Annotated in this window: 19 protein-coding genes and 1 tRNA gene; 15 read left to right on the forward strand and 5 right to left on the reverse strand. The window is 75.5% G+C overall.

Annotation, left to right across the window (positions count from 1 at the left end; translation table 11 throughout):
• Positions 1–170: 170 nt before the first annotated feature.
• Positions 171–608 (forward strand): WhiB family transcriptional regulator, encoded by a 438-nt coding sequence (locus tag ACN9MS_RS06395; RefSeq protein ID WP_082918948.1) that lies wholly within the window; start codon positions 171–173, stop codon positions 606–608.
• Here ACN9MS_RS06395 and ACN9MS_RS06400 read toward each other — a convergent pair.
• A complete protein-coding gene (locus ACN9MS_RS06400) occupies positions 582–1,691 on the reverse strand; it encodes a ThiF family adenylyltransferase (protein WP_426311187.1) in 1,110 nt (369 codons plus the stop codon). The genes ACN9MS_RS06395 and ACN9MS_RS06400 overlap by 27 nt on opposite strands.
• Before the next feature lie 250 nt (positions 1,692–1,941).
• On the opposite strand from ACN9MS_RS06400, the gene ACN9MS_RS06405 reads away from it, so the two are divergent.
• Positions 1,942–2,526, forward strand: a complete 585-nt coding sequence (locus ACN9MS_RS06405) for a YgjP-like metallopeptidase domain-containing protein (RefSeq protein ID WP_426311188.1) — start codon at positions 1,942–1,944, stop codon at positions 2,524–2,526.
• Positions 2,527–2,545: 19 nt separating this feature from the next.
• Here the strand turns inward: ACN9MS_RS06405 and ACN9MS_RS06410 are convergent, their stop codons facing one another.
• On the reverse strand, positions 2,546–4,078 hold the full coding sequence (locus ACN9MS_RS06410; protein ID WP_426311189.1) for a zinc-dependent metalloprotease: 1,533 nt from the start codon (positions 4,076–4,078) through the stop codon (positions 2,546–2,548).
• A 153-nt stretch (positions 4,079–4,231) separates the two neighbouring features.
• Here ACN9MS_RS06410 and ACN9MS_RS06415 point away from each other — a divergent pair, with 153 nt between their 5' ends.
• A complete protein-coding gene (locus ACN9MS_RS06415; protein ID WP_426311190.1) occupies positions 4,232–5,242 on the forward strand; it encodes an NAD-dependent epimerase/dehydratase family protein in 1,011 nt (336 codons plus the stop codon).
• A gap of 80 nt (positions 5,243–5,322) precedes the next feature.
• Entirely contained in the window at positions 5,323–6,429 is a 1,107-nt protein-coding gene (locus ACN9MS_RS06420) for a YlbL family protein (protein WP_426311191.1), read from the forward strand.
• A gap of 15 nt (positions 6,430–6,444) precedes the next feature.
• On the opposite strand, the gene ACN9MS_RS06425 is transcribed toward ACN9MS_RS06420, so the two are convergent.
• On the reverse strand, positions 6,445–7,050 hold the full coding sequence (locus ACN9MS_RS06425) for a PPA1309 family protein (protein ID WP_426311192.1): 606 nt from the start codon (positions 7,048–7,050) through the stop codon (positions 6,445–6,447).
• Positions 7,051–7,207: 157 nt separating this feature from the next.
• On the opposite strand from ACN9MS_RS06425, the gene ACN9MS_RS06430 reads away from it, so the two are divergent.
• The 7 genes from ACN9MS_RS06430 (at position 7,208) to ACN9MS_RS06460 (ending at position 15,028) form a co-directional block, all read left to right on the forward strand.
• Complete coding sequence (locus ACN9MS_RS06430; RefSeq protein WP_426311193.1) at positions 7,208–10,267, forward strand: UPF0182 family protein; 3,060 nt, start codon at positions 7,208–7,210, stop codon at positions 10,265–10,267.
• 153 nt (positions 10,268–10,420) lie between these two features.
• Positions 10,421–11,428, forward strand: coding sequence for an aldose 1-epimerase (locus ACN9MS_RS06435; RefSeq protein WP_426311194.1), 1,008 nt, complete (start codon positions 10,421–10,423; stop codon positions 11,426–11,428).
• Positions 11,429–11,490: 62 nt separating this feature from the next.
• Positions 11,491–11,564, forward strand: a tRNA-Met gene (locus tag ACN9MS_RS06440).
• 218 nt (positions 11,565–11,782) lie between these two features.
• Complete coding sequence (locus ACN9MS_RS06445; RefSeq protein ID WP_426311195.1) at positions 11,783–12,661, forward strand: ABC transporter substrate-binding protein; 879 nt, start codon at positions 11,783–11,785, stop codon at positions 12,659–12,661.
• Between the two features lie 7 nt (positions 12,662–12,668).
• A complete protein-coding gene (locus ACN9MS_RS06450) occupies positions 12,669–13,598 on the forward strand; it encodes an amino acid ABC transporter permease (protein ID WP_253691223.1) in 930 nt (309 codons plus the stop codon).
• Positions 13,595–14,398 carry an amino acid ABC transporter ATP-binding protein gene (locus tag ACN9MS_RS06455; RefSeq protein ID WP_426311196.1) on the forward strand — a complete coding sequence of 268 codons (804 nt, stop codon included), beginning with the start codon at positions 13,595–13,597 and terminating at the stop codon, positions 14,396–14,398. Before ACN9MS_RS06450 ends, ACN9MS_RS06455 begins: the two co-directional genes overlap by 4 nt.
• Before the next feature lie 171 nt (positions 14,399–14,569).
• Positions 14,570–15,028 (forward strand): hemerythrin domain-containing protein, encoded by a 459-nt coding sequence (locus ACN9MS_RS06460; protein WP_426311197.1) that lies wholly within the window; start codon positions 14,570–14,572, stop codon positions 15,026–15,028.
• 63 nt (positions 15,029–15,091) lie between these two features.
• Here the strand turns inward: ACN9MS_RS06460 and ACN9MS_RS06465 are convergent, their stop codons facing one another.
• Positions 15,092–17,356: a serine/threonine-protein kinase gene (locus ACN9MS_RS06465; protein ID WP_426311198.1), complete on the reverse strand. Its 2,265-nt coding sequence runs from the start codon at positions 17,354–17,356 to the stop codon at positions 15,092–15,094.
• Positions 17,357–17,451: 95 nt separating this feature from the next.
• On the opposite strand from ACN9MS_RS06465, the gene ACN9MS_RS06470 reads away from it, so the two are divergent.
• From ACN9MS_RS06470 to ACN9MS_RS06480, 3 genes are all read left to right on the forward strand, one after another.
• On the forward strand, positions 17,452–19,455 hold the full coding sequence (locus ACN9MS_RS06470; protein WP_426311199.1) for a thioredoxin domain-containing protein: 2,004 nt from the start codon (positions 17,452–17,454) through the stop codon (positions 19,453–19,455).
• A gap of 73 nt (positions 19,456–19,528) precedes the next feature.
• Positions 19,529–20,005: a dsRBD fold-containing protein gene (locus tag ACN9MS_RS06475; protein WP_378234619.1), complete on the forward strand. Its 477-nt coding sequence runs from the start codon at positions 19,529–19,531 to the stop codon at positions 20,003–20,005.
• Complete coding sequence (locus ACN9MS_RS06480) at positions 20,002–20,283, forward strand: acylphosphatase (protein ID WP_426311200.1); 282 nt, start codon at positions 20,002–20,004, stop codon at positions 20,281–20,283. The genes ACN9MS_RS06475 and ACN9MS_RS06480 overlap by 4 nt, the downstream gene beginning before the upstream one ends.
• 15 nt (positions 20,284–20,298) lie before the next feature.
• Here the strand turns inward: ACN9MS_RS06480 and ACN9MS_RS06485 are convergent, their stop codons facing one another.
• Positions 20,299–21,417: a M15 family metallopeptidase gene (locus tag ACN9MS_RS06485; RefSeq protein WP_426311201.1), complete on the reverse strand. Its 1,119-nt coding sequence runs from the start codon at positions 21,415–21,417 to the stop codon at positions 20,299–20,301.
• Between the two features lie 147 nt (positions 21,418–21,564).
• On the opposite strand from ACN9MS_RS06485, the gene ACN9MS_RS06490 reads away from it, so the two are divergent.
• Complete coding sequence (locus ACN9MS_RS06490) at positions 21,565–22,695, forward strand: DUF2235 domain-containing protein (RefSeq protein ID WP_426311202.1); 1,131 nt, start codon at positions 21,565–21,567, stop codon at positions 22,693–22,695.
• Positions 22,696–22,713 lie beyond the last annotated feature (18 nt).

The raw sequence follows: 22,713 nt of genomic DNA on the forward strand, positions 1-22,713 counted from the left end.
GCCTTCCAGGCCGCGGAGTCCGTCTCGGACCCGTGGCCTTCGTGTTCTCCAGAGCACGTCTGCCGATGAGGATCACCGGTCTCTCCCGTCTCCCATGACGGGGACCGCTGTCCTCGGGGTCCTGTGACGACGACGTTCACACCCACGACAGGACATCACTGGAGGACATCGTGCGGCTCACCGCGCTGCTCGACAACATCACTGCCCAGGGCGGATCCGGCCCCTGGGTTCCCCACCAACCGCTGGCCACGCCCCTCGGCGAGAAGGACTCCGCGGAGTTCGACCGTCTCCTCGCGGGTCTGCTGCCCTGCCGCACCAACGACCCGGAGCTCTGGTTCGCCGAGCGGTCCGCCGAGGTCGAGGAGGCCAAGGCCCTGTGCCGCACGTGCCCCCTCGTCGAGGGCTGCCTCGCCGGCGCGATCGAGCGTCGCGAGCCCTGGGGCGTCTGGGGTGGCGAGGTCTTCGTGGACGGCGTCGTCGTCGCGCGCAAGCGCGGCCGCGGCCGTCCGAGCAAGGCCGAGGTGCTCGCCCGCGAGGCCGAGCGCCAGGCGCAGGAGGCCGGGCGCGTCGAGGCCGGGGCGTCAGTCGGCGCCTCGACGGCGGCCTGACATGGTGAGCGGCGCCCCGTCCGGGGGCGTACGCGCCAGCTCGTCGCACCCGCACCGCGGGTGGCGACCCGTCTCGCGCAGCCGCGGCACCGCATCGGGAGCAGGAATCTCGATGCGGGCCGTGGCTGTGCGGGGCACCAGCCCGTCCAGGGCTGCCAGGACCTGACCGAGCGCGACCGCGGCCGCCGACGCCGCGAGCGACGACTCCTCGACCGCGCGCACGGCACGGGCGCGCAGCTGCCGCGCGAGCTGAGGCCAGCACGGGTCGGCGTCCGCGTGGTGCAGGTCCACGCACGTCAGGCACGGGTCGAGGCCCGGCCGGACGAACGGTCCGACGACGACGTCGGCCTCGCGCACCACGACCGACAGGTGCGCCACTCCCTCTCCCACGATCCTCCCGACCCGTTCCGGGTCCGCCGCGCCGTGCTCGACCACGACCACGACGTCCGGCAGCAGCCCCGGTGCCCCCAACGCCGCGGCGACGTCGGCCGACGGGCGGCGCGCGTCCGCGCCCGAGGTGACGACCATGCCGGGGGCCACCTCCTCGACGAGCCGCCGGACCGCGGCGTGGCGGGGCGCCCCGACGTCGCGCAGCCGGTACGCGCCCACCCCGACATCCGTGGTGAGGACCGTGCCACGGTCCTCCAGGACGAGCGTGCCCACGCCGGCCGTCGCCAGGTGCACGGCGAGAGAGGCCCCGACCCGCCCCAGCCCGACGACGGCGACGGTCGCCCGGGCGCGGGCCGCGAGCACGCGGTGCCCGGCGCCGTCGGGCCGCAGCGCCGAGAGCACGCCCACGTCCGCCTCGCCGTGGCCGGGGGCGGGCGAGACCGGGCGTCGTCGGCGGGCGGGCACGAGCAGGTGCGCCTCGTCGAGGAGCCGGACGAGCGCGGCCCGTCGACCGGGCGACGGCGGCCCGGTCTCGACGCCCTCACCGCGCCGGCCCGACGGCGCCGCGAGCACGCGCAGCCACTCCTCCTCAGCGGGCTCGAGCCCGGTGAGCCGGACCGACCAGCGTGGGTCGGTGCCGACCTGCACCTCGCCCGGGGCGCGCCGGAGCAGCGGGGCCTCGGGTCGCAGCACGCGTCGTCGCTGCACGTGTCCTCCGCAGGTCGTGGGGCGGGCGGCGCGGTCGGCCGCCCGCGACGAGCCTGGCACGCCGGCGCCCTTCGACCGGAGTTGTCCACAGGCAGACCTCGACGGCGGTTCACGGGCGGTTCCTTGACCGGGAGCACAGCTCCTCGCGACGTCCGGTCGACCCGGTGGCGCGGAAATCCCCACCGCGCGGCGTGGGGCCCTGCCCTTTCGTGGCCAGAACCACTACGGTCTGAGCGTGGTCCGGGAGACGATCGTGGAGGTTCGGCGCAGCCGCCGACGCAAGAGCACGGTGAGCGCCTACCGCGACGGCGAGCGCACCATCGTGGCGATCCCGGCGCGCTTCACCCGCGCCCAGGAGCGCGAGTGGGTCCAGCGCATGCTCGACCGCCTGGCCGACTCCGAGCGGCGGCGGCGCCCCTCCGACGACGAGCTCGAGCGTCGCGCCCTCGAGCTGTCCGAGAAGTACCTCGACGGCCGCGCGCACCCGACGAGCGTGCGCTGGTCCGGGAACCAGGACCGGCGGTGGGGGTCGTGCACCCTCATCGACGGGACGATCCGCATCTCGACCCGGGTGCGCGGGATGCCCCCGTGGGTGCTCGACTACGTGCTCCTCCACGAGCTCGCCCACCTGCTCCACGCCGGCCACGGCCCCGGGTTCTGGAAGCTGCTCGAGTCCTACCCGCGGACGGACCGGGCGCGCGGCTTCCTGGAGGGCGTCTCGTTCGCGCGCGACGCGGACCTCGAGCCGGACGGCGACGAGCCCGGCGCCCCCGTGGAGGACGCCGGGCTCGCGGCCGACGCGACGTCGGAAGGTCCCTGAGCGGCAGGACGCCCAGGGCTCAGCGCGCGGTGCCGCCCGCGTCCGTCGGCCCGTCGTCGGTCGCGTCGTCCGTCGTCCCGGTCGGGGGCTCCGCGCTGCCCGCCCCCTCGGCGGCGCGGAAGATCTCCTCGAGCGCGCGGTCGACGTCGGCCTCCTCGATGCGGGTCACGGCCCGCCGGCTCTCGTAGCCCGCGGGGTCGTCGAGGTCCGTCGCGTCGGGCAGCAGGTCGGGGTGGTCCCAGACGCCGTCGCGCGCGCTCGCGCCGGACTGCGCGGCGATGAGCGCCCACAGCGCCGCCGCGTCGCGCGAGCGTCGGGGACGCAGCTCCAGGCCGACCAGGGTGGCGAAGGTGTGCTCGGCGGGACCGCCCGCGGCGCGCCGGCGCCGCAGCATCTCGCGCAGCGGGACCGCGTGGGGCAGGTGGGGAAGGGCGGCGGTGGCCGTGACCTCGTCCACCCAGCCCTCGACGAGCGCGAGCGTCGTCTCGAGCCGCAGGAGCGTGGCCTGCTGCTCGGGAGTGTTCTGGAGCCCGAAGACGCCGCCGGACAGGGCGCGCTGGAGGGCGTCCGTGTCGGTGAGGTCGACGTCGGAGAGCTGGGACTCGAGCGCCGACAGGTCGATGGTGATGCCGCGTGCGTACGCGTCGACGAGGCCGCGCAGGTGGCCGCGCAGCCACGCCACGTGCGTGAAGAGGCGCGCGTGGGCCGCCTCGCGGAGCGCGAGGAACAGGCGGACCTCGTCGGCGGGGGCGTCCAGACCCTCGGCGAACGCCTCGACGTTCGTGGGCAGGAGGACCGTCCCGGGCTGGTCGAGCAGGGGCAGCCCCACGTCGGTGGCACCGAAGACCTCGCGCGACAGCGTGCCCGCCGCCTGGCCCACCTGCATGCCGAAGACCGCCGCGCCGAGGCGCCGCATGAGCGCCGCGGGGTCGCCCGGCAGCCCGAGCGCGCCGGCGGGGAGCCCGGGGACCTGGCCGGGGAGCGTGAACCCGACCCCGGGCAGCGCGGACGGGTCGTCGCCGAGGCCCTCCGGGAGCTGGTCGCGCAGGACCGTCGCGAGCGCGTCGGCGACGGAGGCCGCGACGGGCGCGACGAGCTCGTTCCACGCGGGGAGCGTGTGCTCGACCCACTCGGACCGGCTCCAGGCCTGGGCGCGCCCGCCCGAGGGTGGGAGGTCGGTGACGGCGTCGAGCCACAGCTCGGCGACGGACAGCGCCTCGGTCACGGCCCGCTGCTGCGCCGTCGTGACGGAGGGGTCGCCCTCGGCGACGGCGACCTGGCGCGCGACGTCGTGCGAGACGTCCGTGTTCACCGGGCCGTCGCTCGGCGTCGACAGCAGCCGCTGGACCTGCGCGAGGACGTGCTGGAAGAGCTGGGGGTCCGCTGCGCCCCCGGCCGCGAGCGCCTGGGGGTCGAGGCCGCGGGCACGGAGCTCGCGCAGCGCCTCGTCCGCGTCGGGTCCGAGCATCGAGCGGAGCAGCTCCTCGAACCGCGGGTCGAAGGGCGTGTCGTCGTCCGGTCCGGGCGTGCGGTCGGGGGGAAGGCTGCTCATGGCGACTCCTCACGGTAGCGTCGGTGATCACCGTAACCACGATCGACCGCCGAGAACGGGGGCTGGGCCATGTCCGAGGGCCGGGTTCGCTCACGGCGCAGCGACGCGGTCCCCGCCGGGGGACAGCCCCCGGGCGAGCCGGGGGAGGACCCTGTGGTCGGGCCCGTCACGCCTCCGCGCGACCCCGTCGTGGTCGTCGGGGTCGGTCAGGTCGCGGACGCGGTCCGCCGGGGGCTGGGCGCCGCCGAGGCGTCTCCCGTGGACGCGGACGGGTGGCCCGACGGCGCGCGCCGGCTCGTCGTGGTCGCTCCGGCGGGGGAGTTCGGGGCGCCGCGCGCGAAGACCGACGCCGAGCAGCGCGCACGGCTCGCGCTCCTCGGCCGGCGCGCGGGCGAGGCCGCGGTCGCCGCGGGGATCGAGCACGTCGTCGCGGTGACCTCGGCCGCCGTGCACGGGGCGACGCCGGGTCGCGCGGTGATCGAGGACGACGACCCGGTCGCCGTCGACGACGGACCCGGCTTCGCGGGGGACGTGGCCGCGTTCGAGGACGCGCTGCGCGAGGCGCTCCACGGGGTGCCGCTCGGGCTCGTGCGGCCGGTGGTCGTCGTCGGGCCCGGGATCGACACGCTCCTCACGCGGCACTTCGAGGCCCCGCGCCTGCTCACGGTCCGCGGCGGGGAGCGGACGTGGCACCTCGTGCACGTCGAGGACGTCGTCGCGGCGGTCCGTGTCGCGCTCGACGGCGGCCTCGTCGGCGGGCTGACGGCCGGTCCGCTGCGGGACGCGCTGCCCGACGCGCTCGACTCCGAGACGGTGGCCGCGGCGGCCGGGCTGCGCACGGTCCAGCTCCCGTCGGCGACCGCGTTCGGCGCGGCCGAGCGGCTGCACCGGGTCGGGGTGCTGCCGTCCCCGGCGAGCGACCTGGCGTTCGTCGTGCACCCGTGGTCGGTCTCGGCCGGGCGCCTGCACGACGCCGGGTGGTCGCCGACGTGGTCGGGCGCCGCGGCGCTGGAGGTGCTGCTCGCGGAGGTGCGCGGCCGGGTGGGCGTCGCGGGACTGCGGTTCGGCGGTCGTGACGCCGCGGCCCTCGGTGCCGCGGGAGCGGCCGTGGCGGTGCTCGGGACCGCGGCCGTGTGGCGGCAGGCGCGGTCGCGACGCCCCTGACCGCCGGCCGACGCCGGCAGGTCGGGGAACGCGGGCGCGGTCGGCAGGGAGATCCCAGCATCCTCGGGGATGATGTCCCGGTGAGCGACGCCCCCTCCTTCGACGCCCTCCTCGCCGAGGACGAGCACGACCCGCCGCCCGTGACCCGCCGGTCCCTGACGTTCGGCATCTCGCTGCTCGCGACGACGCTGCTCGTCGCGGGCCTGGCGATCCTGCCCGCGCCCTACGCGGTGCGGTCGCCGGGGCCGACGGAGGACACGCTCGGCGAGCAGGGCGGCACGCCGCTGATCTCCATCACGGGCGCCGAGACCTTCGACTCGACGGGCGAGCTGCGCCTGACCACCGTCTCCGTCGCGGGCGGCCCGGGCTACCCCGTGAACCTCGCCCAGGTCGTGCAGGGCTGGTTCGACCGCTCGCGCAGCGTGCGCCCCGTCGAGGAGGTGTTCCCGACCGGCCGCACCAAGGAGGAGACCGAGCAGCAGGGCCAGGCCGAGATGATCTCCTCGCAGGAGAACGCCACGGTCGCGGCGCTCACCGAGCTCGGGTACGAGGTGCCGGCCACGCTCACGGTGGAGGCCGCGGTCCCGGGCAGCGGGTCGGACGGTGTCGTCCAGCCGGGCGACGTCATCGTCGCGCTCGACGGCGCACCGGTCCCGACGTACCAGGACCTCATCGACGGCCTCGAGGCGGTCGACCCCGGCGCCGACGTGACGCTCGGCGTCCTGCGGGACGGCGCGGAGACCGATCTCACGGTGACGACGACGGACGGCGGCGACACCGCGCTGCTCGGCGTCTTCATCGACCCGACGTTCGACTTCCCCGTCGACGTGTCGATCCAGATCGAGGACATCGGTGGCCCGAGCGCGGGCACGATGTTCGCGCTCGGCATCGTCGACCAGCTCACGCCCGAGGACGAGGCGAACGGCGTCGTCATCGCGGGGACGGGCACCATGAGCGTCGAGGGCGACGTGGGCCCGATCGGCGGCATCCAGCAGAAGCTGTACGGCGCCCTGCGCGACGGCGCGACGTGGTTCCTCGCGCCGCAGGCCAACTGCCCGGAGGTCGTGGGCAACGTCCCCGACGGCCTCCACGTCGCCGCGGTCTCGACGCTGGCCGACGCCCGCGCGGCCATGGAGGCGATCGGCGCGGGCGAGGGCGACTCGCTCGCGACGTGCGAGGCGCGCTGACGACGGCCGCTCGCGTCAGTCCTCGAGCGTCGCGCGCAGCGCGGTGACGAGGCCGGGGACGAGGTCGGGTCCGCCCGCGACGTCGGTGGCCGTGTCGTGCGCGCGCGACCGGACGGCGCACCAGGTGGGGCCGTCGCGCAGCACGCCGACGGCGAGGCGCACGTCCTGCCGGTCGGGGTGCGACGTGAGGTAGTCGAGCGCCGCGTCGGGGTCGTCGGGCACGCCCTCCTCGGCGGCCGGGGGCAGGACGATCCGCTCGACGACGAGCGCGGTGCCGTCGACCGTCGCGGGCCAGGCGACGCGCGCGAGCCCGTCCTCGAGGTCGCCGTCCACGGCGAAGCCCTCCTGCTCGATCGAGAGCAGGTGGTGCGGGTCGGCGGCGGCCGCGGCGACGACGTCGGGCGGCAGCCGGTCCGCGAGCGTGGGGTCCGCGGCGAGCGCACCCGCCGTCGCCACGAGGGCGAAGAGCCGCGGCGGCGCGTCCCAGCCCGCGTCCGCCGCGTGCGCCTCGATCTCGTGGACGGCGAGCGCGAGGGCGTGCTGCGGCGTCGGGCCGCCGGGCGCGACGGGCTCGGCGCCGGGCGCGGGGGTGGAGGGGGAGGCGTCGTCAGGCTGGGACATGCCCCCATGGTCCCCCATCGCGCGCCGACCGGCGGTGGACGGGCGGTGCCCCGGTCGTGACGTCCCCCACGAGGCCGCGGACCGTGGGAACCTTGGGGGAGGACCGGGCGTTGACCCCGGTGCACGCCCGAGCCACGACCGAAGAGGTATACCCACCGTGTCATTCGCCGCAGCGCCCCGCCGGCCGTCCTCCGGGGCGCGGCCCGCCCGGCGCCGGAGCCCGATCGGGATCGCGATCGCCGTCGTCGGCGCCCTCGTTGTCCTCCTGCTCCTGCTCGCCCAGTTCTGGACCGAGGTGCTGTGGTTCCGGCAGCTCGACTTCGCGAACGTCCTGTGGACGCAGTGGGGCGCGCGCATCGCCCTGTTCGTCGGCGGGTTCCTCGTGATGGGCGGCCTCGTCTTCCTGTCGTTCTCGCTCGCGTACCGGTCGCGGCCGATCTACGCGCCGTCGACGCCCGAGCAGGCGACGCTCGACCAGTACCGCGAGGCGATCGAGCCGCTGCGCAAGGTCGTCATGATCGTCGCGCCCGCCCTCGTCGGCTTCTTCGCCGGCGCGGCCGCGGCGTCGCAGTGGCAGACCGTCCTGCTGGCGCTGAACTCGGTGCCGTTCGGCACGACGGACCCGCAGTGGGGCATCGACCTGTCGTTCTACGTCTTCACGCTGCCCGCGCTGCGCTTCGTCGTGAGCTTCCTCATGGCCGTCGTCATCATCGCGGGCATCGCCGCGGTCGCGACGCACTACCTGTACGGCGGGCTGCGCATCGGCGGCGGCTCCGACGCGGGCCCGCGCACGACGACGGCCGCGCGCGTCCAGCTCTCGGTGACCGCCGCGCTCCTCCTGATCCTCATCGGGGCCAACTACTGGCTCGACCGGTACTCGATCCTCACCTCGGGCGGCGCCAAGTTCGACGGCGCGTCCTACGCGGACGTGCACGCCGTCATCCCGTCCAAGGCGATCCTCACGGTCGTCGCGCTGTTCGTGGCGGCGCTGTTCGTCGTGACGGCGGTGCGGGGCAACTGGCGCCTCCCGGCGATCGGCGTCGGCCTCATGGTCGTGTCGGCCATCGCGATCGGCGGCATCTACCCGAGCGTCGTCCAGCGCTTCCAGGTCACGCCGAACGCGCAGGAGTTCGAGGAGGAGTACATCCAGCGCAACATCGACGCGACGAAGTCGGCGTACGGGATCGACGACGTCCAGACCGAGGCCTACAACGCCAAGACGGAGGCGGAGGCGGGCGCGCTGCGCGAGGACGCCGACACGACGGCGTCGATCCGCCTGCTCGACCCGGAGATCGTCAGCCCGTCGTTCAGCCAGCTCCAGCAGAACAAGCAGTACTACCAGTTCTCGCCGTCGCTGTCGGTCGACCGGTACACGATCGACGACGAGAGCCGCGACACCGTCATCGCGGTGCGCGAGCTCAACCAGGAGGGCCTGGGCGCGGACGCCCGCAACTGGGTCAACGACCACACGGTCTACACGCACGGCTTCGGCGTCGTCGCCGCGTACGGCAACCAGATCGGTCCGGACGGCCGGCCGGCGTTCTACGAGGGCTCGATCCCGTCGACCGGCGCGTTCACCGACGCCGGCGGCTACGAGCCGCGCATCTACTTCTCGCCCGAGGCGCCGCAGTACTCGATCGTCGGCGCGCCCGAGGGCACCGACCCGTGGGAGCTCGACTACCCGGTCGACGACGACGCCGGTCAGGTCAGCAACACCTTCCCGACGCAGGAGATCGCGGCGGGCCCGAGCGTCGGGTCGTTCATGAACAAGGTGCTGTACGCGCTGAAGTTCGGGTCCGAGCAGATCCTCTTCTCCGACCGCGTCACCGAGGAGTCGCAGATCCTCTACGACCGCAGCCCCCGCGACCGCGTCGCGAAGGTCGCGCCGTACCTCACGCTCGACGGGCGCGTGTACCCGGCGGTCGTGGACGGCCGCGTGAAGTGGATCGTGGACGGCTACACGACGTCGAACGCCTACCCGTACTCGACGTCCGAGTCGCTCGAGGACTCGACGCGCGACTCGCTCGTCGCGGCGAACTCGGTCGAGGCGCTCGCACCGCAGCAGGTGAACTACATCCGCAACTCGGTCAAGGCGACGGTCGACGCGTACGACGGCTCCGTCGACCTGTACGCGTGGGACGTCGAGGACCCGGTCCTCCAGGCGTGGAGCCAGGTGTTCCCGAGCACCGTCCAGCCGCTCTCGGACATCTCGGGCGACCTCATGAGCCACCTGCGCTACCCCGAGGACCTGTTCAAGGTGCAGCGCACGCTGCTCGCGAGCTACCACGTGGACGACGCGAACGAGTTCTACACGCAGCAGGACTTCTGGCGCATCCCGGAGGACCCGACGGTCGGCGGGACGGTCAAGCCCGCCCAGCCGCCGTACTACCTCACGCTGCAGATGCCGAGCCAGGAGGCGCCGACGTTCTCGCTCATGTCGACGTACATCCCGGGTGGTGGCTCGGACCGCAACATCCTCACCGGGTTCCTCGCGGTCGACGCGGAGCCGGGCAACGAGGCGGGTGTGCGGTCGGAGGACTACGGCACGCTGCGGCTCCTGGAGCTGCCGCGCAACGCGACGGTGCCCGGACCGGGGCAGGTGCAGAACAACTTCAACACCGACCCGACCGCCGCGGACGGCCTCCTCGCGCTGCGGCGCGGTGACTCGACGGTCATCAACGGCAACCTCCTGACGCTGCCCGTGGGCGGCGGCCTGCTGTACGTCCAGCCGGTCTACGTGCAGTCGACCGAGGGCACGCGGTTCCCGCTGCTGCGCAAGGTGCTCGTGTCGTTCGGTGACGAGATCGGCTTCGCCGACACGCTCGACGAGGCGCTGGACCAGGTGTTCGGCGGGGACTCGGGCGCGAACGCGGGCGACGCCGACGGCGGGGTCGAGACCGAGGTCCCGGACCAGCCGGCCGAGGGGGAGACCGCCGACCCGGGCACGACCGACCCCGGGACGACGGACCCCGGCACCGAGCCGCCGGCCACCGAGGAGCCGGCGCCGCCGGCCGACGGCGGCACCGTGGACGGCGGCGCGCGCGCCGAGCTCGACCAGGCGCTGCGCCAGGCGCAGCAGGCGATCGAGGACGGCCAGGCGGCACTCGCCGAGGGCGACTTCGCCGCCTACGGCGAGGCGCAGGACCGGCTCCAGCAGGCGCTCGAGGCGGCGCTGGCGGCCGAGCAGTCGCTCGACACGGAGTCCTCGGCCGGCTGACCGCCGCGGCAGGACCAGCGCACGCCACGGACGGGCGGGGACACCGGCAGGTGTCCCCGCCCGTCGGCGTCGTGCCGGAGTTGTCTTTTCGTCCGCCGGGCGGGAGGATCGCTCCTCGTGACATCTGCAACGGTTTGCAGCAACGCTTTCAGCGTGGCGAGCGACACGACCCCGGCCGTCCCCGCGGTGCGCCTGCACCACCCGTCCGGGGCCGAGCTCGTCGTGGCGCTGCGAGGTGCGGCCGTGCTCGCCTGGCGTGCGCCGTGGCGCGGGGCGGACGGGGTCGAGCGCGTCGAGGACCTCGTCGACGGGTACGCCGACGAGGCCGAGGTCGCCGCGCACGACGCCGCGCGGTCGGCGCTCATGGCTCCGTTCGTCAACCGCCTCTCCGGCGGGGAGTACGTGTTCGACGGTGTGCAGCACGAGGTGCCCCCCGTCCTGCCGTGGGAGCCCCTCACCATGCACGGGTTCGCCCGCACGCTCGACTGGACGGTCGTCGACCGGGACGACGAGGACCCCGTGCGCCCCGCGGACGGGGACCCGGTGCGACCGGTGTCCGTCACGCTCCGCGCGTCCGTGGCCCCTGACGCGCACGCGGGCTACCCCTTCGCGCTCGCCCTCGAGGTCGAGTACGTGCTCGACGCGGGCTCGCTGGGCGTCACGCTGCGGGCCCGCAACGACGGAGCGACCGCCGCGCCCGTCGCTCTGGGCTGGCACCCCTACCTGCGCGTCCCAGGGCACGCCACGATCGACCGGCTCGAGCTCACGGTCCCGGCGCGGCACGCCGTCGTGACCGACGCCGGGCTGCTCCCGCTCGCGGGGGCGGAGGCGTTCGGCGCGATCGACGGCGTCGGGCCGCTGCCGCTCGCCGGCGTGCGGCTCGACCACGCGTTCGCCGACCTGCGCACCGACGCCGACGGCCGCGCGCGGACGCTCGTGCGCGACCCCGCGACCGGGCAGGGGCTCGCCGTGTGGCAGGACCGCGGGCTCGTCCACGTGTACACGGGCGACGGCCTGGCGCGGCGCGAGCGGGCCGCCGTCGCGGTCGAGCCCGTCGAGACGCTGACCGACGCGTTCAACCGCGCCGACTGCGCCGCGGACGTGCGGCTGGAGCCCGGGGCCGTGCGCGAGTTCGCGTTCGGGGTCGAGGTCCTGGCGTGACCCACGTCTCGTCCACCCGATTTGGCCTGGTCCGGAACCTCACGTAGAGTAGTGATCACCGACGCGGGGTGGAGCAGCTCGGTAGCTCGCTGGGCTCATAACCCAGAGGTCGCAGGTTCAAATCCTGCCCCCGCTACTCAGAAGGCGAAGGCCCTCGATCTGATGATCGAGGGCCTTCGTCGTGTCCGGGGTCGTCCGCCCCGGTGGCGTCGTGGTGCAGGAGCCGGACGTCCCCTGTGACGCGCCCCACCCGGCCGAGGTGCGGCCGGGGGAAGCCACGGCCCACGGCCCGGCGTTATCGTCAGTGGCCGGCGCCCACCACTCCCGCGGGCGCCCGACACCCGGAAGGTCACCATGCGCCGTCTGCGTCCCCGTCCCGCCGTCCTCACCGCCGTCACGGCGGTCGCCGCGCTCACGCTGACGGCCTGCTCGTCGGGAGGCGACGGCGACGACGCCGCCAGCCCGAGCGGCAGCGCCTCGGGCGACGCGGCGCAGTGCGAGCCCGGCGCGCTCCCCACGCTCACGGACGGCGTGCTGACCGTCGGCGCGGGCGAGGCGTACGCGCCGTGGTACATCGGCGAGCACGACTCGGGCGAGGGCTTCGAGTCGGCGCTGATCTACGCCGTCGCGGACCGCCTCGGCTACGCGGCCGACGACGTCGTCTGGGAGACCGTGACCTTCGAGCAGATCATCAGCCCGGCGGTGAAGCCGTTCGACGTCGCCGCCTACCAGACGTCGATCACCGACGAGCGCAAGCAGGCCGTCGACTTCTCCAGCCCGTACCTCACGACGCGCCAGGGTGTCATCGTCATGGAGGACGGCCCCTACGCGGGCGCGACGACGCTCGCCGAGCTCGACGGCGCGCGCATCGGCGTCACGGCCGCACAGACGAGCCTCACGCTCGCGGAGGGCGCGTGGGGCGAGGACGCGGACATCTCGCCGTACAACGCGGCGGGCGACGGCATGCAGGCGCTCCAGTCCGGGACGATCGACGCGATGGTCATGGACGTCGACCAGGGCGTCGCCGCGTCGACCGAGTACTTCCCCGACTCCGTCGTCATCGGGACGCTGCCCGACCAGGGCGTCGTCGAGCAGTACGGGCTCGTGCTCGACCTGGACTCCGCGCTGACCGGCTGCGTGACCCAGGCCGTGGACGAGCTCGAGGCCGACGGCACGCTCGCCGAGCTCCGCACGACGTGGCTCAAGTCGGACGACATCCCCGTCCTCGAGTGACCCGGCCGTGACCGTGCCCGACGACGCGCGCCCGCCCGGGCGCAGCGAGGTGCCCGGCGGAGCCCCGACCACCGCGTGGTCGCCGTCGCCGCTCGCGCTCGACCGGGCGGCGTTCCGGCGCACCCAGCGCCGCCGCTCGCTCCTCGTGGCGCTCGTGAGCACGGTGCTCGTCGTCGCGGCGGTCGTGCTCGTCGTCGTCAACGCGCCCGGCTGGGAGCGTGCGCGGACCGCGTTCTTCGACCCCGCGATGGCGTGGGAGTCGCTGCCCGCGATCCTCGAGGGGCTGTGGCTCAACCTGCGCGTGTGGGTCGTGGCGGGAGTCGTCGGGACGCTGCTCGGGCTCGGGCTGGCGATCGCCCGCACGAGCCGCATCCCGGCGCTCTTCCCGCTGCGCGCGTTCGCGACCGCGTACGTCGACCTGTTCCGCGGGGTGCCGCTCCTGCTCGTCCTGCTGCTCGTCGGCTTCGGGCTGCCGGCGCTGCGCCTGGAGTGGCTGCCGACGTCGGGCGCCTTCCTCGGGGCGCTCGCGATCGTCCTCACCTACACCGCCTACCTGGCCGAGGTGTTCCGCGCGGGCATCGAGTCGGTGCACCCGTCGCAGGTGGCGGCCGCGCGCTCGCTCGGGCTCACGCGTGCCCAGACCACCCGCCGCGTCGTGCTGCCGCAGGCCGTGCGCAACGTCACCGCACCGCTCGCGAACAACCTCGTGTCGCTCCAGAAGGACTCGGGCCTCATCTCGGTGCTCGGCGCGGTCGACGCGATCCGCGCCGCGCAGATCGCGACCACGGGCAGCTACAACTTCACGCCGTACGTCGTCGCGGGGATCCTGTTCTTCCTCGTGTCGTTCCCGCTGACGCGCGCGGTCGACGCGTACCAGGCGCGCCGCGGCTGGGGGCGGTCGCTCGCGACCGTGAGCGGGGCGGGGGACATCCGATGAGCGCGTCCGTCGTGCCCTCCGGCACGACCCCGCAGGACGCGGGCGCGGACCACCTGCTCTCGCTGCGCGGCGTCCGCAAGACCTTCCCCGCACCCGGCGTCCCGGGCGGGCGGCGGGTCGTGCTCGACGGCATCGACCTCGACGTCGACGCGCACCGGTGCGTCGTGCTCGTCGGGTCGTCCGGCTCGGGCAAGTCCACGCTCCTGCGCGTGGTCAACCTCCTCGACGAGGTGGACGACGGGCAGATCCTGCTCGACGGCGAGGACGTCGCGGACCCGCGGCTCGACGCCAACCGGGTCCGCGCCCGCATGGGCATGGTCTTCCAGGCGTACAACCTCTTCCCGCACCTCACGGTGCTCGACAACGTGACGCTCGCGCCGCGCCTCGTGCACCGGCGGGCGCGCGCGGAGGCGGAGGCGGCTGCCGTCGAGATGCTGGGCCGGGTCGGCCTGGGCCACAAGGTGACCGCGTACCCCGACCAGCTCTCGGGCGGGGAGCAGCAGCGCGCCGCGATCGCGCGCGCCCTCGTCAACGGGCCGGAGCTGCTCCTGCTCGACGAGGTGACCTCGGCGCTCGACCCGGAGCTCGTCGGCGAGGTGCTCGACCTGCTCGCCGAGCTGCGTGCCGAGGGCCGCACGATGCTCGTCGCGACGCACGAGATGGGCTTCGCGCGCCGCGTCGCCGACGAGGTCTGCTTCCTCCACGAGGGCCGCGTCCACGAGCGCGGCACGCCCGAGCAGGTGCTCGGCGACCCGCAGCGCGAGCGCACGCGAGCGTTCCTCCGCCGCCTCCACGCCTGAGGGCCGGACCCGCACCCCGCCGACCACGCGCTGGTAGGGTCGCGGCCAGCGTCGCGTGCCGGTGGCGGACCACGTCAGGCATGGAGGCGCCGGACCCGGAAGGGGGAGCCGTGACCTCGCGGACCCTTTCCTCGTTCCTCACCGGTGAGTGAGGGCGAGAAGACCAGGCTCGTGGCCTGGTACGACGAGATGCAGGCGGTGCACGGCCGGCTGCGACGCGCGCTGGAGCTGGTGCGGGACGCGGCGCACGACGACGATCCGCACCCCAGCGATCCGGTCGCCGACCTGCTGGTGTACTGCCGGGGCTTCTGCACCGCCCTGACCCGGCACCACACCGCTGAGGACGCGGTGCTCTTCCCCGAGCTCGAGCGGCGTCACCCCGACCTCGCCGACGTCCTGCGACGTCTGCGCCAGGACCACGGGATGATCGCGTACCTCGTCGCCGACCTCGAGCACGCGCTCGACCGGGCGACGGACCCCCTCGCGTCGCGGGACGCCGTCGGGCGCCACCTCGACGGGGTGGGCGCGATCATGGAGTCGCACTTCCGGTACGAGGAGCGCGCGCTCGGCGGCGTCCTCGCCGCGCTCGACCTCGGGGCGCGTCGTGAGGACGTGCTCGGGCCGCTCTGAGGCCACGGTCGGGCGGCACCGCGCGGCACCGCCCGACCGCGGCCGGCCCCACCCGGAGAGCCGTCAGCCGCGCAGGACGAGCACCACCGTGGCCGCGACCGACGCGGACGCGAGGAGGGCGTAGAGCCACGTCCACGTGCGCTGCCCGGCGACCCGCAGCGCGACGGCGACCGCGAGCGCGGCCAGGGCGAGCACCGGACCGTCGACGAGCGGGGCCATGTCGACCGAGACGCGCAGGGTCTCCAGGAGCTGCGACGGCAGGGGGACGAACGGCTCGCTCTGCCGGGCCGCGCCGTCGGGCACGAGCCACAGCGTGCGGAGCACCGCGAGGACCGCGAGCAGGCGCGGCAGCGCGCGCAGGAGCGCGCCCCCGACCCGGGACCGGCTCCTCGACGACGACGCGGCGGCGCGGGAGGGTGCGGCGACCGCGGGGGCCGCTGCCCGTCCCGGGGCCGAGGGCGGCACGGGGGTGCTCGGCGAGGCGTTCGCGGGCTGGGGGGCGGGAGTGCTCGTGACGGCAGCGCCGGTGACGCGCGGCCGGGCAGAGCGCGGCGTGGGCCCGAGGTGCTGCACGGGACTCCGGCGCGGCGGGACCGACGGCGGGACCGGTCGCCCGACCTGGGTGGCGACGAGGTCGGGAGAGTCCAGCACCCGGGTCCGCGCGACGCCGCCGGGCGCCGGCTCCGCCGCGGACGACGTCGCCGCCGGCCGGCCCAGCGAGGAGACCCGCCGCACGGGCACCGGCCAGGAACGCCCGCGGGTGGCGCCGTGCACCGGGGAGGCGACGGGCTCGTCCGCGCGCGGCGGGGCGAGTCGGACCACCGGCTCGGGCGCGCCCGGCGTCACGTGCGGCGGGCGACGGTACGCCCGCCACCCGCGCAGGGTGTCCGCGTGCCCGGCCGGAGGGGTGGCGGCCTGCCACTGCATCGCCTGCCAGAGCCAGTCCTTGAGCTCGGCGGGGGTGCGGCCGTCGGCGACGTGCGCGCCGATGCTCGCCACGTGGTCGGCGATGACCTCCGAGGCCGCGCCGTCGAACCCGTCGCCGTGCACCTCGGAGAGCACGCTCATGAGCGTGGCGTCGTACACGAGGGCGTGCCACGGCTCCCGGGCGCGGGCGGTGTCCCGCCCGGCGACCTCGCCGAGGCCCCCGCCGAGGTCCGGGCCGACCGCGACGGCGTCGACCGGTCGCACGCCCCGGACGGGCGCGCCGGTCTCGGCACCCAGCCCGGCGACGGGACCGAGCGCCCGCTCGGCCGCGGTGGCGCCGTCGGCCACGATCCGTTGCGTGAGGAGCAGGGTGTCGTCGGCGGCCTCCCCGGCGAGCCGCGCGCGCAGCACCGCGACGACGCTCTCGAGCGCGGGGCGGTGGTTCGGCTGGTAGCGGGTCATCGACAGGATCAGGTCCTGCAGGTGGGGGTCGATCTCGGGCAGCTCGGCCGGGGACGGGGCCAGCTCCATCCCGTCCGGCACGCCGACGAGGTCGTCCGGGACCTCCCGCACGAGGTCGCCGGCCTCGAGGTCGCGGCCGAGGAAGTTGAGGTCCGCCGGCACGACTCCCGTGGTGGCGAAGATCAGGAGCAGGCCGAGCGCGTACACGTCCGAGCGGGGGTGCACGCGGCGACCGAACAGCTCCGGCGCCATGTACGCGAGCGTCCCGACCGGCTGCGTGGAGGTCGCGGTGTCGAACAGCTTGGCGATGCCGAGGTCGATGAGGACCGCGCGGTCGCCGTCGACCATGATGTTGGCGGGCTTCAGGTCGCGGTGCACGCAGTGCTGCTCCTGGAGCACGAGCAGCGCCGCCGCGACCTGCGAGGCCAGGCGGAGCGCCTGCCGCCCGTCCAGCGGGCCCGACGCGCGGACCTGGTCGCGCAGCGTCGTGCCCGGCACGAGCCCCATCGCGAACCACGGCTGGTCGTCGTCGAGGCCCGAGCGCACGAACGCGGGGAAGCCGCGCCCGTCCACGGCCTCCAGCAGCCTCGCCTCCTGCGTGAAGCGCTCGCGGGAACCCTCCTGGAGGCCCGTCAGCACCTTCACGGCGACCTCCGCGCCGTCCGCGTCCGTCGCGCGGTAGACGTGCGCGAACCCGCCGTGCCCGAGCACCTCGGCGAGGGTGAACGGGCCCTTGCGGTCGCCGCTCGCCGGCACCTGGCGGACGGGCCGCCTGGGGAGCGGCGCGGGGCCCGGCTCGGCGTCGGGGGCGGCAGCAGGTCGGACGGAGACGTCGGGCGCGACGGGCATCGGCCCCGCGTGGTCGGCGGGGGCCTGGGTGGTCAGGCGGGTGTCGTCGTCGGTCGCCACCGCGAGGGCGGACTGCTCGGGGCCGGGCATGGGCGCAACGTTACAAGCGCGCCGCTCCTGGACGTAGCAGACAACTCCGACGTCCCGCCCCGCGAGCGCCGCGCCGACCTGGCAGGCTGGACGGCATGGTCAACCGCCTCGCCGACGCCGTGAGCCCGTACCTGCGCCAGCACGCCGACAACCCCGTCGACTGGTACCCGTGGGGCGCCGAGGCGTTCGCCGAGGCGCGGCGCCGCGACGTGCCGGTCATGGTGTCGGTCGGGTACGCGACCTGCCACTGGTGCCACGTCATGGCGCGCGAGAGCTTCTCCGACCCCGAGATCGGCGCGCAGCTCGCGCGCGGGTTCGTCGCGGTGAAGGTCGACCGCGAGGAGCACCCCGACGTCGACGCGAGCCTGCTCGCCGCGGCGAGCGCCTTCACGCCCGACCTCGGCTGGCCGCTCACGGTGTTCACGACGCCGGACGGCGCCCCCTTCTACGCCGGAACGTACTGGCCGCCCGTCCCCGTGGCGGGGCGGCCCGCGTTCCGGGACGTGCTCGACGCCGTCGCGCAGGCCTGGGAGCAGCGGCGCGAGCAGGTGGTCGACACCGGGGAGGCGATCCGCGCGGCGCTGCGGGACGCGGCGGCGGGACGGCGGACGGGGGTCCCGTCCGCCGCGGCGACGGCGGTCGCCGCGCCCGGTGAGCCGGGCGCCCCCGGCGCGACCGACGACGGGCCGGTCGGTCGGCTCGCCGACCACGCGCGGACCGTCGTCGACCGGCTGGAGGCGGCGGAGGACCGCGTGCACGGCGGGTTCGGCGGCGCGCCGAAGTTCCCGGTCGCGCCGACCCTCGAGCTCCTGCTCGACCTGGCGTCGTCGTCGGTCGTGGACCCCGAGGTCGCGCGGCGCGCGCTCGTCCTCGCGGGCCGCACGGTCGACGCGATGGCCGCGAGCCCGCTGCGCGACGTCGACGGCGGTTTCTTCCGGTACGCGACCCGGCCCGACTGGTCGGAGCCGCACTACGAGCGGATGCTCTACGACAACGCCCAGCTCCTCTCGGCCGCGACGACGCTCGCCGTGCTGCGGCGCACCGGTCCGGTGGACGGCCCGCTCCGCACGCCCGCGCCCGCACCCGGGACCCCGGACCCGGGCGAGGGCGCCGCGCGGGTCGCGGCCGACGTCGGGCGCTTCCTCCTGCGCGTGCTGCGCCTCGCCGACGGCGCGTTCGCGAGCGCGCAGGACTCGGAGTCCGTCGTCGGCGGCGAGCGCGTCGAGGGCGGCTACTACCTGCTCCCGCCCGCCGAGCGTACGCACCACGTGCCGCCCCGGCTCGACACCAAGGTGCTCACCGGCTGGAACGGCCTCGCGATCGAGGCGCTGGCGCGCGCCGGCCACCACCTCGACCTCCCGGACCTCACCGACGCCGCGCGCGCCGCCGCCGACCGGCTGCTGACCACGCACGTGCGGGCCGACGGGACGCTCGTGCGCGCGTCGGAGGGCGGCGTCGCCTCGGACGCCGTCGCGACGCTCGAGGACCACGGCGCCTTCGCGACCGCTCTGCTCGTGCTCGGAGGCCTGACGGGAGAGGCCCGGTACGTGCGCGAGGGCCTGCGTCTCGTCGACGCGACCGTCGGCGCGGACGACGAGCTGCGGCCCCCGCAGGGCACCGACCCCGTGCTCACCGACCTCGGGCTCGCGGCCGGTGCCGCCGCGGACGCGTCGGAGGGCGCCGTCCCGTCCGGCACGACGGCGGCCGCGCGGGCCGCGCTGCTGGCCCACCTCGCGACGGGGGCGCCGCGCTACCGGGACGCCGCCCGCGCACACGTCGCCGCGTCGCCGACGGCGAGCCAGCACCCGCTCGGCGCGGCCGGGGTGCTGCGCGCCGCCGCCTGGCTCGCCGAGCCGCCCCACCAGCTCGTGCTCGTGGCCGACCCGGACCTGCGCGAGGCGTTCCGGGAGGCCGCCCGCGACTGGTACCACCCGAACGGGCTGCTGCTCGGCGCGACGCCCGGCGACGCCGCGACGCTCGCGGTCGACGGCGTCGGCCTGCTCGCCGGTCGCGGCCCGGGCGCGTACCTGTGCGCCGACTTCGTGTGCCGGCTCCCGGCGCACGACCGCGACGCGCTGCGGGCCCAGCTCGACGTGTGACCCGGGTCCCCGGGGGTGCAGCAGGCCCGACCCGGTCGCATGATGGAAGAGCGGTGCGGCACGAGGAGGAGCCATGAGGGCATCGGTCGGGGACAGGATCGTGACCGCCTCGGGGGTCGTCGGCGGAGCGGTGCGCGACGGGGTGGTGGTCGAGCTGCGGCACGAGGACGGGTCGCCCCCGTACCTCGTGGAGTGGGCGGACACGGGCGAGCGCACGCTCGTCTACCCGGGGTCGGACAGCTACGTCGAGCACGTGCCCGGGGCGGAGAACGGCGGCGGGACGGACACGACGAAGGTGTGGCGCGTGCAGGTCAGCGTGGTCGAGTCGGAGGGCCGCACGACGGCGGAGGCGGTGCTCGTCGCGGAGACGCCGGAGCACCTGCGGACCGTCGGGCGCGCGCGCCGCGACCCGCACGACCTGGACGTCCCGCTCATCGGCGACGAGATCGCCGTCGGGCGCGCGCTGCGGCGGCTCGCGGACCGGCTGCTCGACGACGCCGAGTCGGACATCGAGTCGTCCACGGGCATCCCGGCGCACGTGCACCTGTGACGGACGCTCCCGACGCGCCGGTCGCCCTGCGGGCCGTCGTGCACGGACGCGTGCAGGGCGTGGGCTTCCGCTGGGCGACGCGCGAACGGCTCGTCGCGCTGGGGCTCGACGGGGTCGCGACGAACCGTCCCGACGGCACCGTCGAGGTGGTCGCCACCGGGCCCCGGAGCGCGGTCGACCGGCTCCTGGCGTGGTTGCGCGACGGCGCGACGCCGGGGCACGTCACCCGGGTGGACGTCGACCAGGACGTGGGCCCGGGAGCGTCGTCGACAACCTGAGTCCCGGCGGGTGGCTCAGTCGTCCGCTCGGGCCAGCACGGACTCCCAGTGCCACGGCTCGGGCACGCGCCCGTCAGGCTCGGCGAAGTCGGGGTGCGTCCAGCCGAAGGTCTCGGCGTTCTGCTTGAGCCACTCGTACTGCGGGGTGCCGAACGCCTGCACGCCGCCCCCCAGGTCGACGGCGAAGCCCAGGCCGTGGTTCGAGCAGCCGGGCGGTGCGGCGATCGGCGACGACGGGTCGTAGAGGCCCGCCTGCTCCTCGTACGTGCGGTAGGAGGAGTTGATCGTCAGGTGCACGCCGAACCGCTCGACGTAGGCCGCGTCGAGGGCGACGAGCCCGTCGAGCACGTCGGCGCGCACGCGGTCCGACGGCGACCACGGGATCGCGGCGAGCGCGGAGTCGGGCACGCGACCGCCGTCCGGGTCCCACACCTGGTCCGGCGCCGGGCAGGAGACGGCGTCCTGCGCGGTCGACACCTCCTCGGTCGAGGTGGCGACCGTCGACAGGTCCGCCTCCAGGTCGAGCACGGCCTGCTCCAGCGCGGCGAGGTCGTCGGCGGACGCACCGCTCCCGGCGCTCTCCGACGTCGTCGCGGCCGCGTCGAGCGCCTCCCGGAGCCGCGTGCGCACCGCCTCGTCGGCGCCCAGGCCCTCCGTGGCGGCGTAGATCTTCTCGCCCTGCTCCTGGACGGGCGCGAGGCTCGCGCGGGCCGCCTCGACCTCGGCCCGCGCGTGGTCCAGCATCGAGGCGTGCACGGCCTGCGACGCCTGCTCCAGCGCCTCGGTCGCGCCCGTCGTGCCGGTCGTCATCCGGTCGAGGAAGGACGCCCCGAGGAGGGCGTGCGCGTCGTCGACCTCGCGCGTGAGGTCGTCCCGGACGGCGGGGTCGGCGACCTTCTCGTCGGACGTCGTGAGCAGGGCCTGCGCCGTGGTGGTCTGCGCCGCCAGGTCGTCGTACGTCGACCCCCGGTACCAGACCAGCCCGCCGCCGGCGGCACCGAGGAGGAGCGCCAGCGTCACGACGACCGCGACCCACACGCCGCGGTGCCGACGCGTCCCCCGGGCGTGCCGCCGCTCCCGCCCGGTCGGGTAGCCCGAGGGTTCGGTGGAGGAGGGGGCGTTCGTGACGGTCACACCGCCAGAACCTACGCCACCGGCAGGTGCCCTCCGGACCGTTCGGCGGGTGAGCGCGGAGACGCTCACCGAAGTATCACGAACCCCGCCGGGCCCTCCCCAGATGGTGTCCCCGGCGACGGTGCCGGGGCGAGGTGGGGAGGGGTCATGAAACGCCTGGTGCTGTGCTGCGACGGCACGTGGAACTCGCCGGTGAACGCCAGCGTGTCGAACATCGAGAAGATCGCGCGCTCGGTCCGCACCGGCATCGGACCGGACGGCGTGCAGCAGATGGTGTTCTCCGTCGAGGGCGTCGGGGCGCAGGGCTACCTCGTCGACCGCCTGCTCGGCGGGGCGTTCGGGTACGGGCTGACGCGCAACGTCGTCGCCGGGTACCGCCACCTCGCGCTCAACTACGAGCCCGGCGACGAGATCTACGTGTTCGGGTTCAGCCGCGGCGCGTACACGGCCCGCAGCGTCGTCGGCATGGTCGCGACCGTCGGGCTGCTCACCCAGGACTCCCTCGCGCGCGACCACCTGTGCGACGCCGAGCGGATCTACCGCCTGCGTGACGCCGCCCAGCGGGCGGAGCAGGCCGCCGCGTTCCGCGCCGAGCACTGCCACGACCACGTCCCCGTGGCGTTCCTCGGGGTCTTCGACACCGTCGGCGCGCTCGGGGTCCCCGGCCTGTCGCGCCGACGCAGCCGGTTCCACGACCTGCGCCTGTCGACCGACGTCGAGTGCGCCCGCCAGGCCCTCGCGATCGACGACCGCCGCATCACGTTCGAGCCGTGCCTCTGGGACGTGCCGGTCTCCATGGCGGCGCGGGTCAAGCAGGTCTGGTTCCCCGGCGGGCACAGCGACGTCGGCGGCGGGGCGCGCGCACGCGCGCTCTCCGACACCGCCCTGCTGTGGATGGTCGGCGAGGCCATCGCCCGCGGGCTGTCGTTCGACGAGGACCGGCTGTTCGCCCAGCTCCACCACGAGGACGAGTTCGTGTGCCGGTTCCGCCCCGGCCTGCTGTTCGGCGCGCTCAACCTCCTCAAGCGCATGCACCCGCGCCCGCGCTTCCGCGGCGACCGGCGCGTCCTCGCCGGCGTGCCCACCCCGCCCGACACCGTCGACGCCGTGTACCTCGCCCAGACGGCGGCGCACCTCACCGCGGACCCCGAGTCCGACTACGCGCGGCACGCCCGGAACGTCACGTGGTGGCGCGAGAGCGCCGGGCCGGGCCTGGAGCACCTCGTCGAGCCGATCCCCGGCGGCGTCCGGGAGGACCGGCCGCTGGTCCTCGCGTGAGGGAACGGTCGGTCGCGC

Source organism: Cellulosimicrobium sp. E-16, assembly GCF_049913115.1.
In the GTDB taxonomy this organism is placed as follows: Bacteria; Actinomycetota; Actinomycetes; order Actinomycetales; family Cellulomonadaceae; genus Cellulosimicrobium.

Coding starts and splice junctions, on each gene's coding strand:
- ACN9MS_RS06410 (WP_426311189.1), bottom strand. CDS start 4,078: ATGAGCAGCCTTCCCCCCGACCGCACGCCCGGACCGGACGACGACACG.
- ACN9MS_RS06425 (WP_426311192.1), bottom strand. CDS start 7,050: ATGTCCCAGCCTGACGACGCCTCCCCCTCCACCCCCGCGCCCGGCGCC.
- ACN9MS_RS06445 (WP_426311195.1), top strand. CDS start 11,783: ATGCGCCGTCTGCGTCCCCGTCCCGCCGTCCTCACCGCCGTCACGGCG.
- ACN9MS_RS06455 (WP_426311196.1), top strand. CDS start 13,595: ATGAGCGCGTCCGTCGTGCCCTCCGGCACGACCCCGCAGGACGCGGGC.
- ACN9MS_RS06465 (WP_426311198.1), bottom strand. CDS start 17,356: ATGCCCGGCCCCGAGCAGTCCGCCCTCGCGGTGGCGACCGACGACGAC.
- ACN9MS_RS06470 (WP_426311199.1), top strand. CDS start 17,452: ATGGTCAACCGCCTCGCCGACGCCGTGAGCCCGTACCTGCGCCAGCAC.
- ACN9MS_RS06475 (WP_378234619.1), top strand. CDS start 19,529: ATGAGGGCATCGGTCGGGGACAGGATCGTGACCGCCTCGGGGGTCGTC.
- ACN9MS_RS06490 (WP_426311202.1), top strand. CDS start 21,565: ATGAAACGCCTGGTGCTGTGCTGCGACGGCACGTGGAACTCGCCGGTG.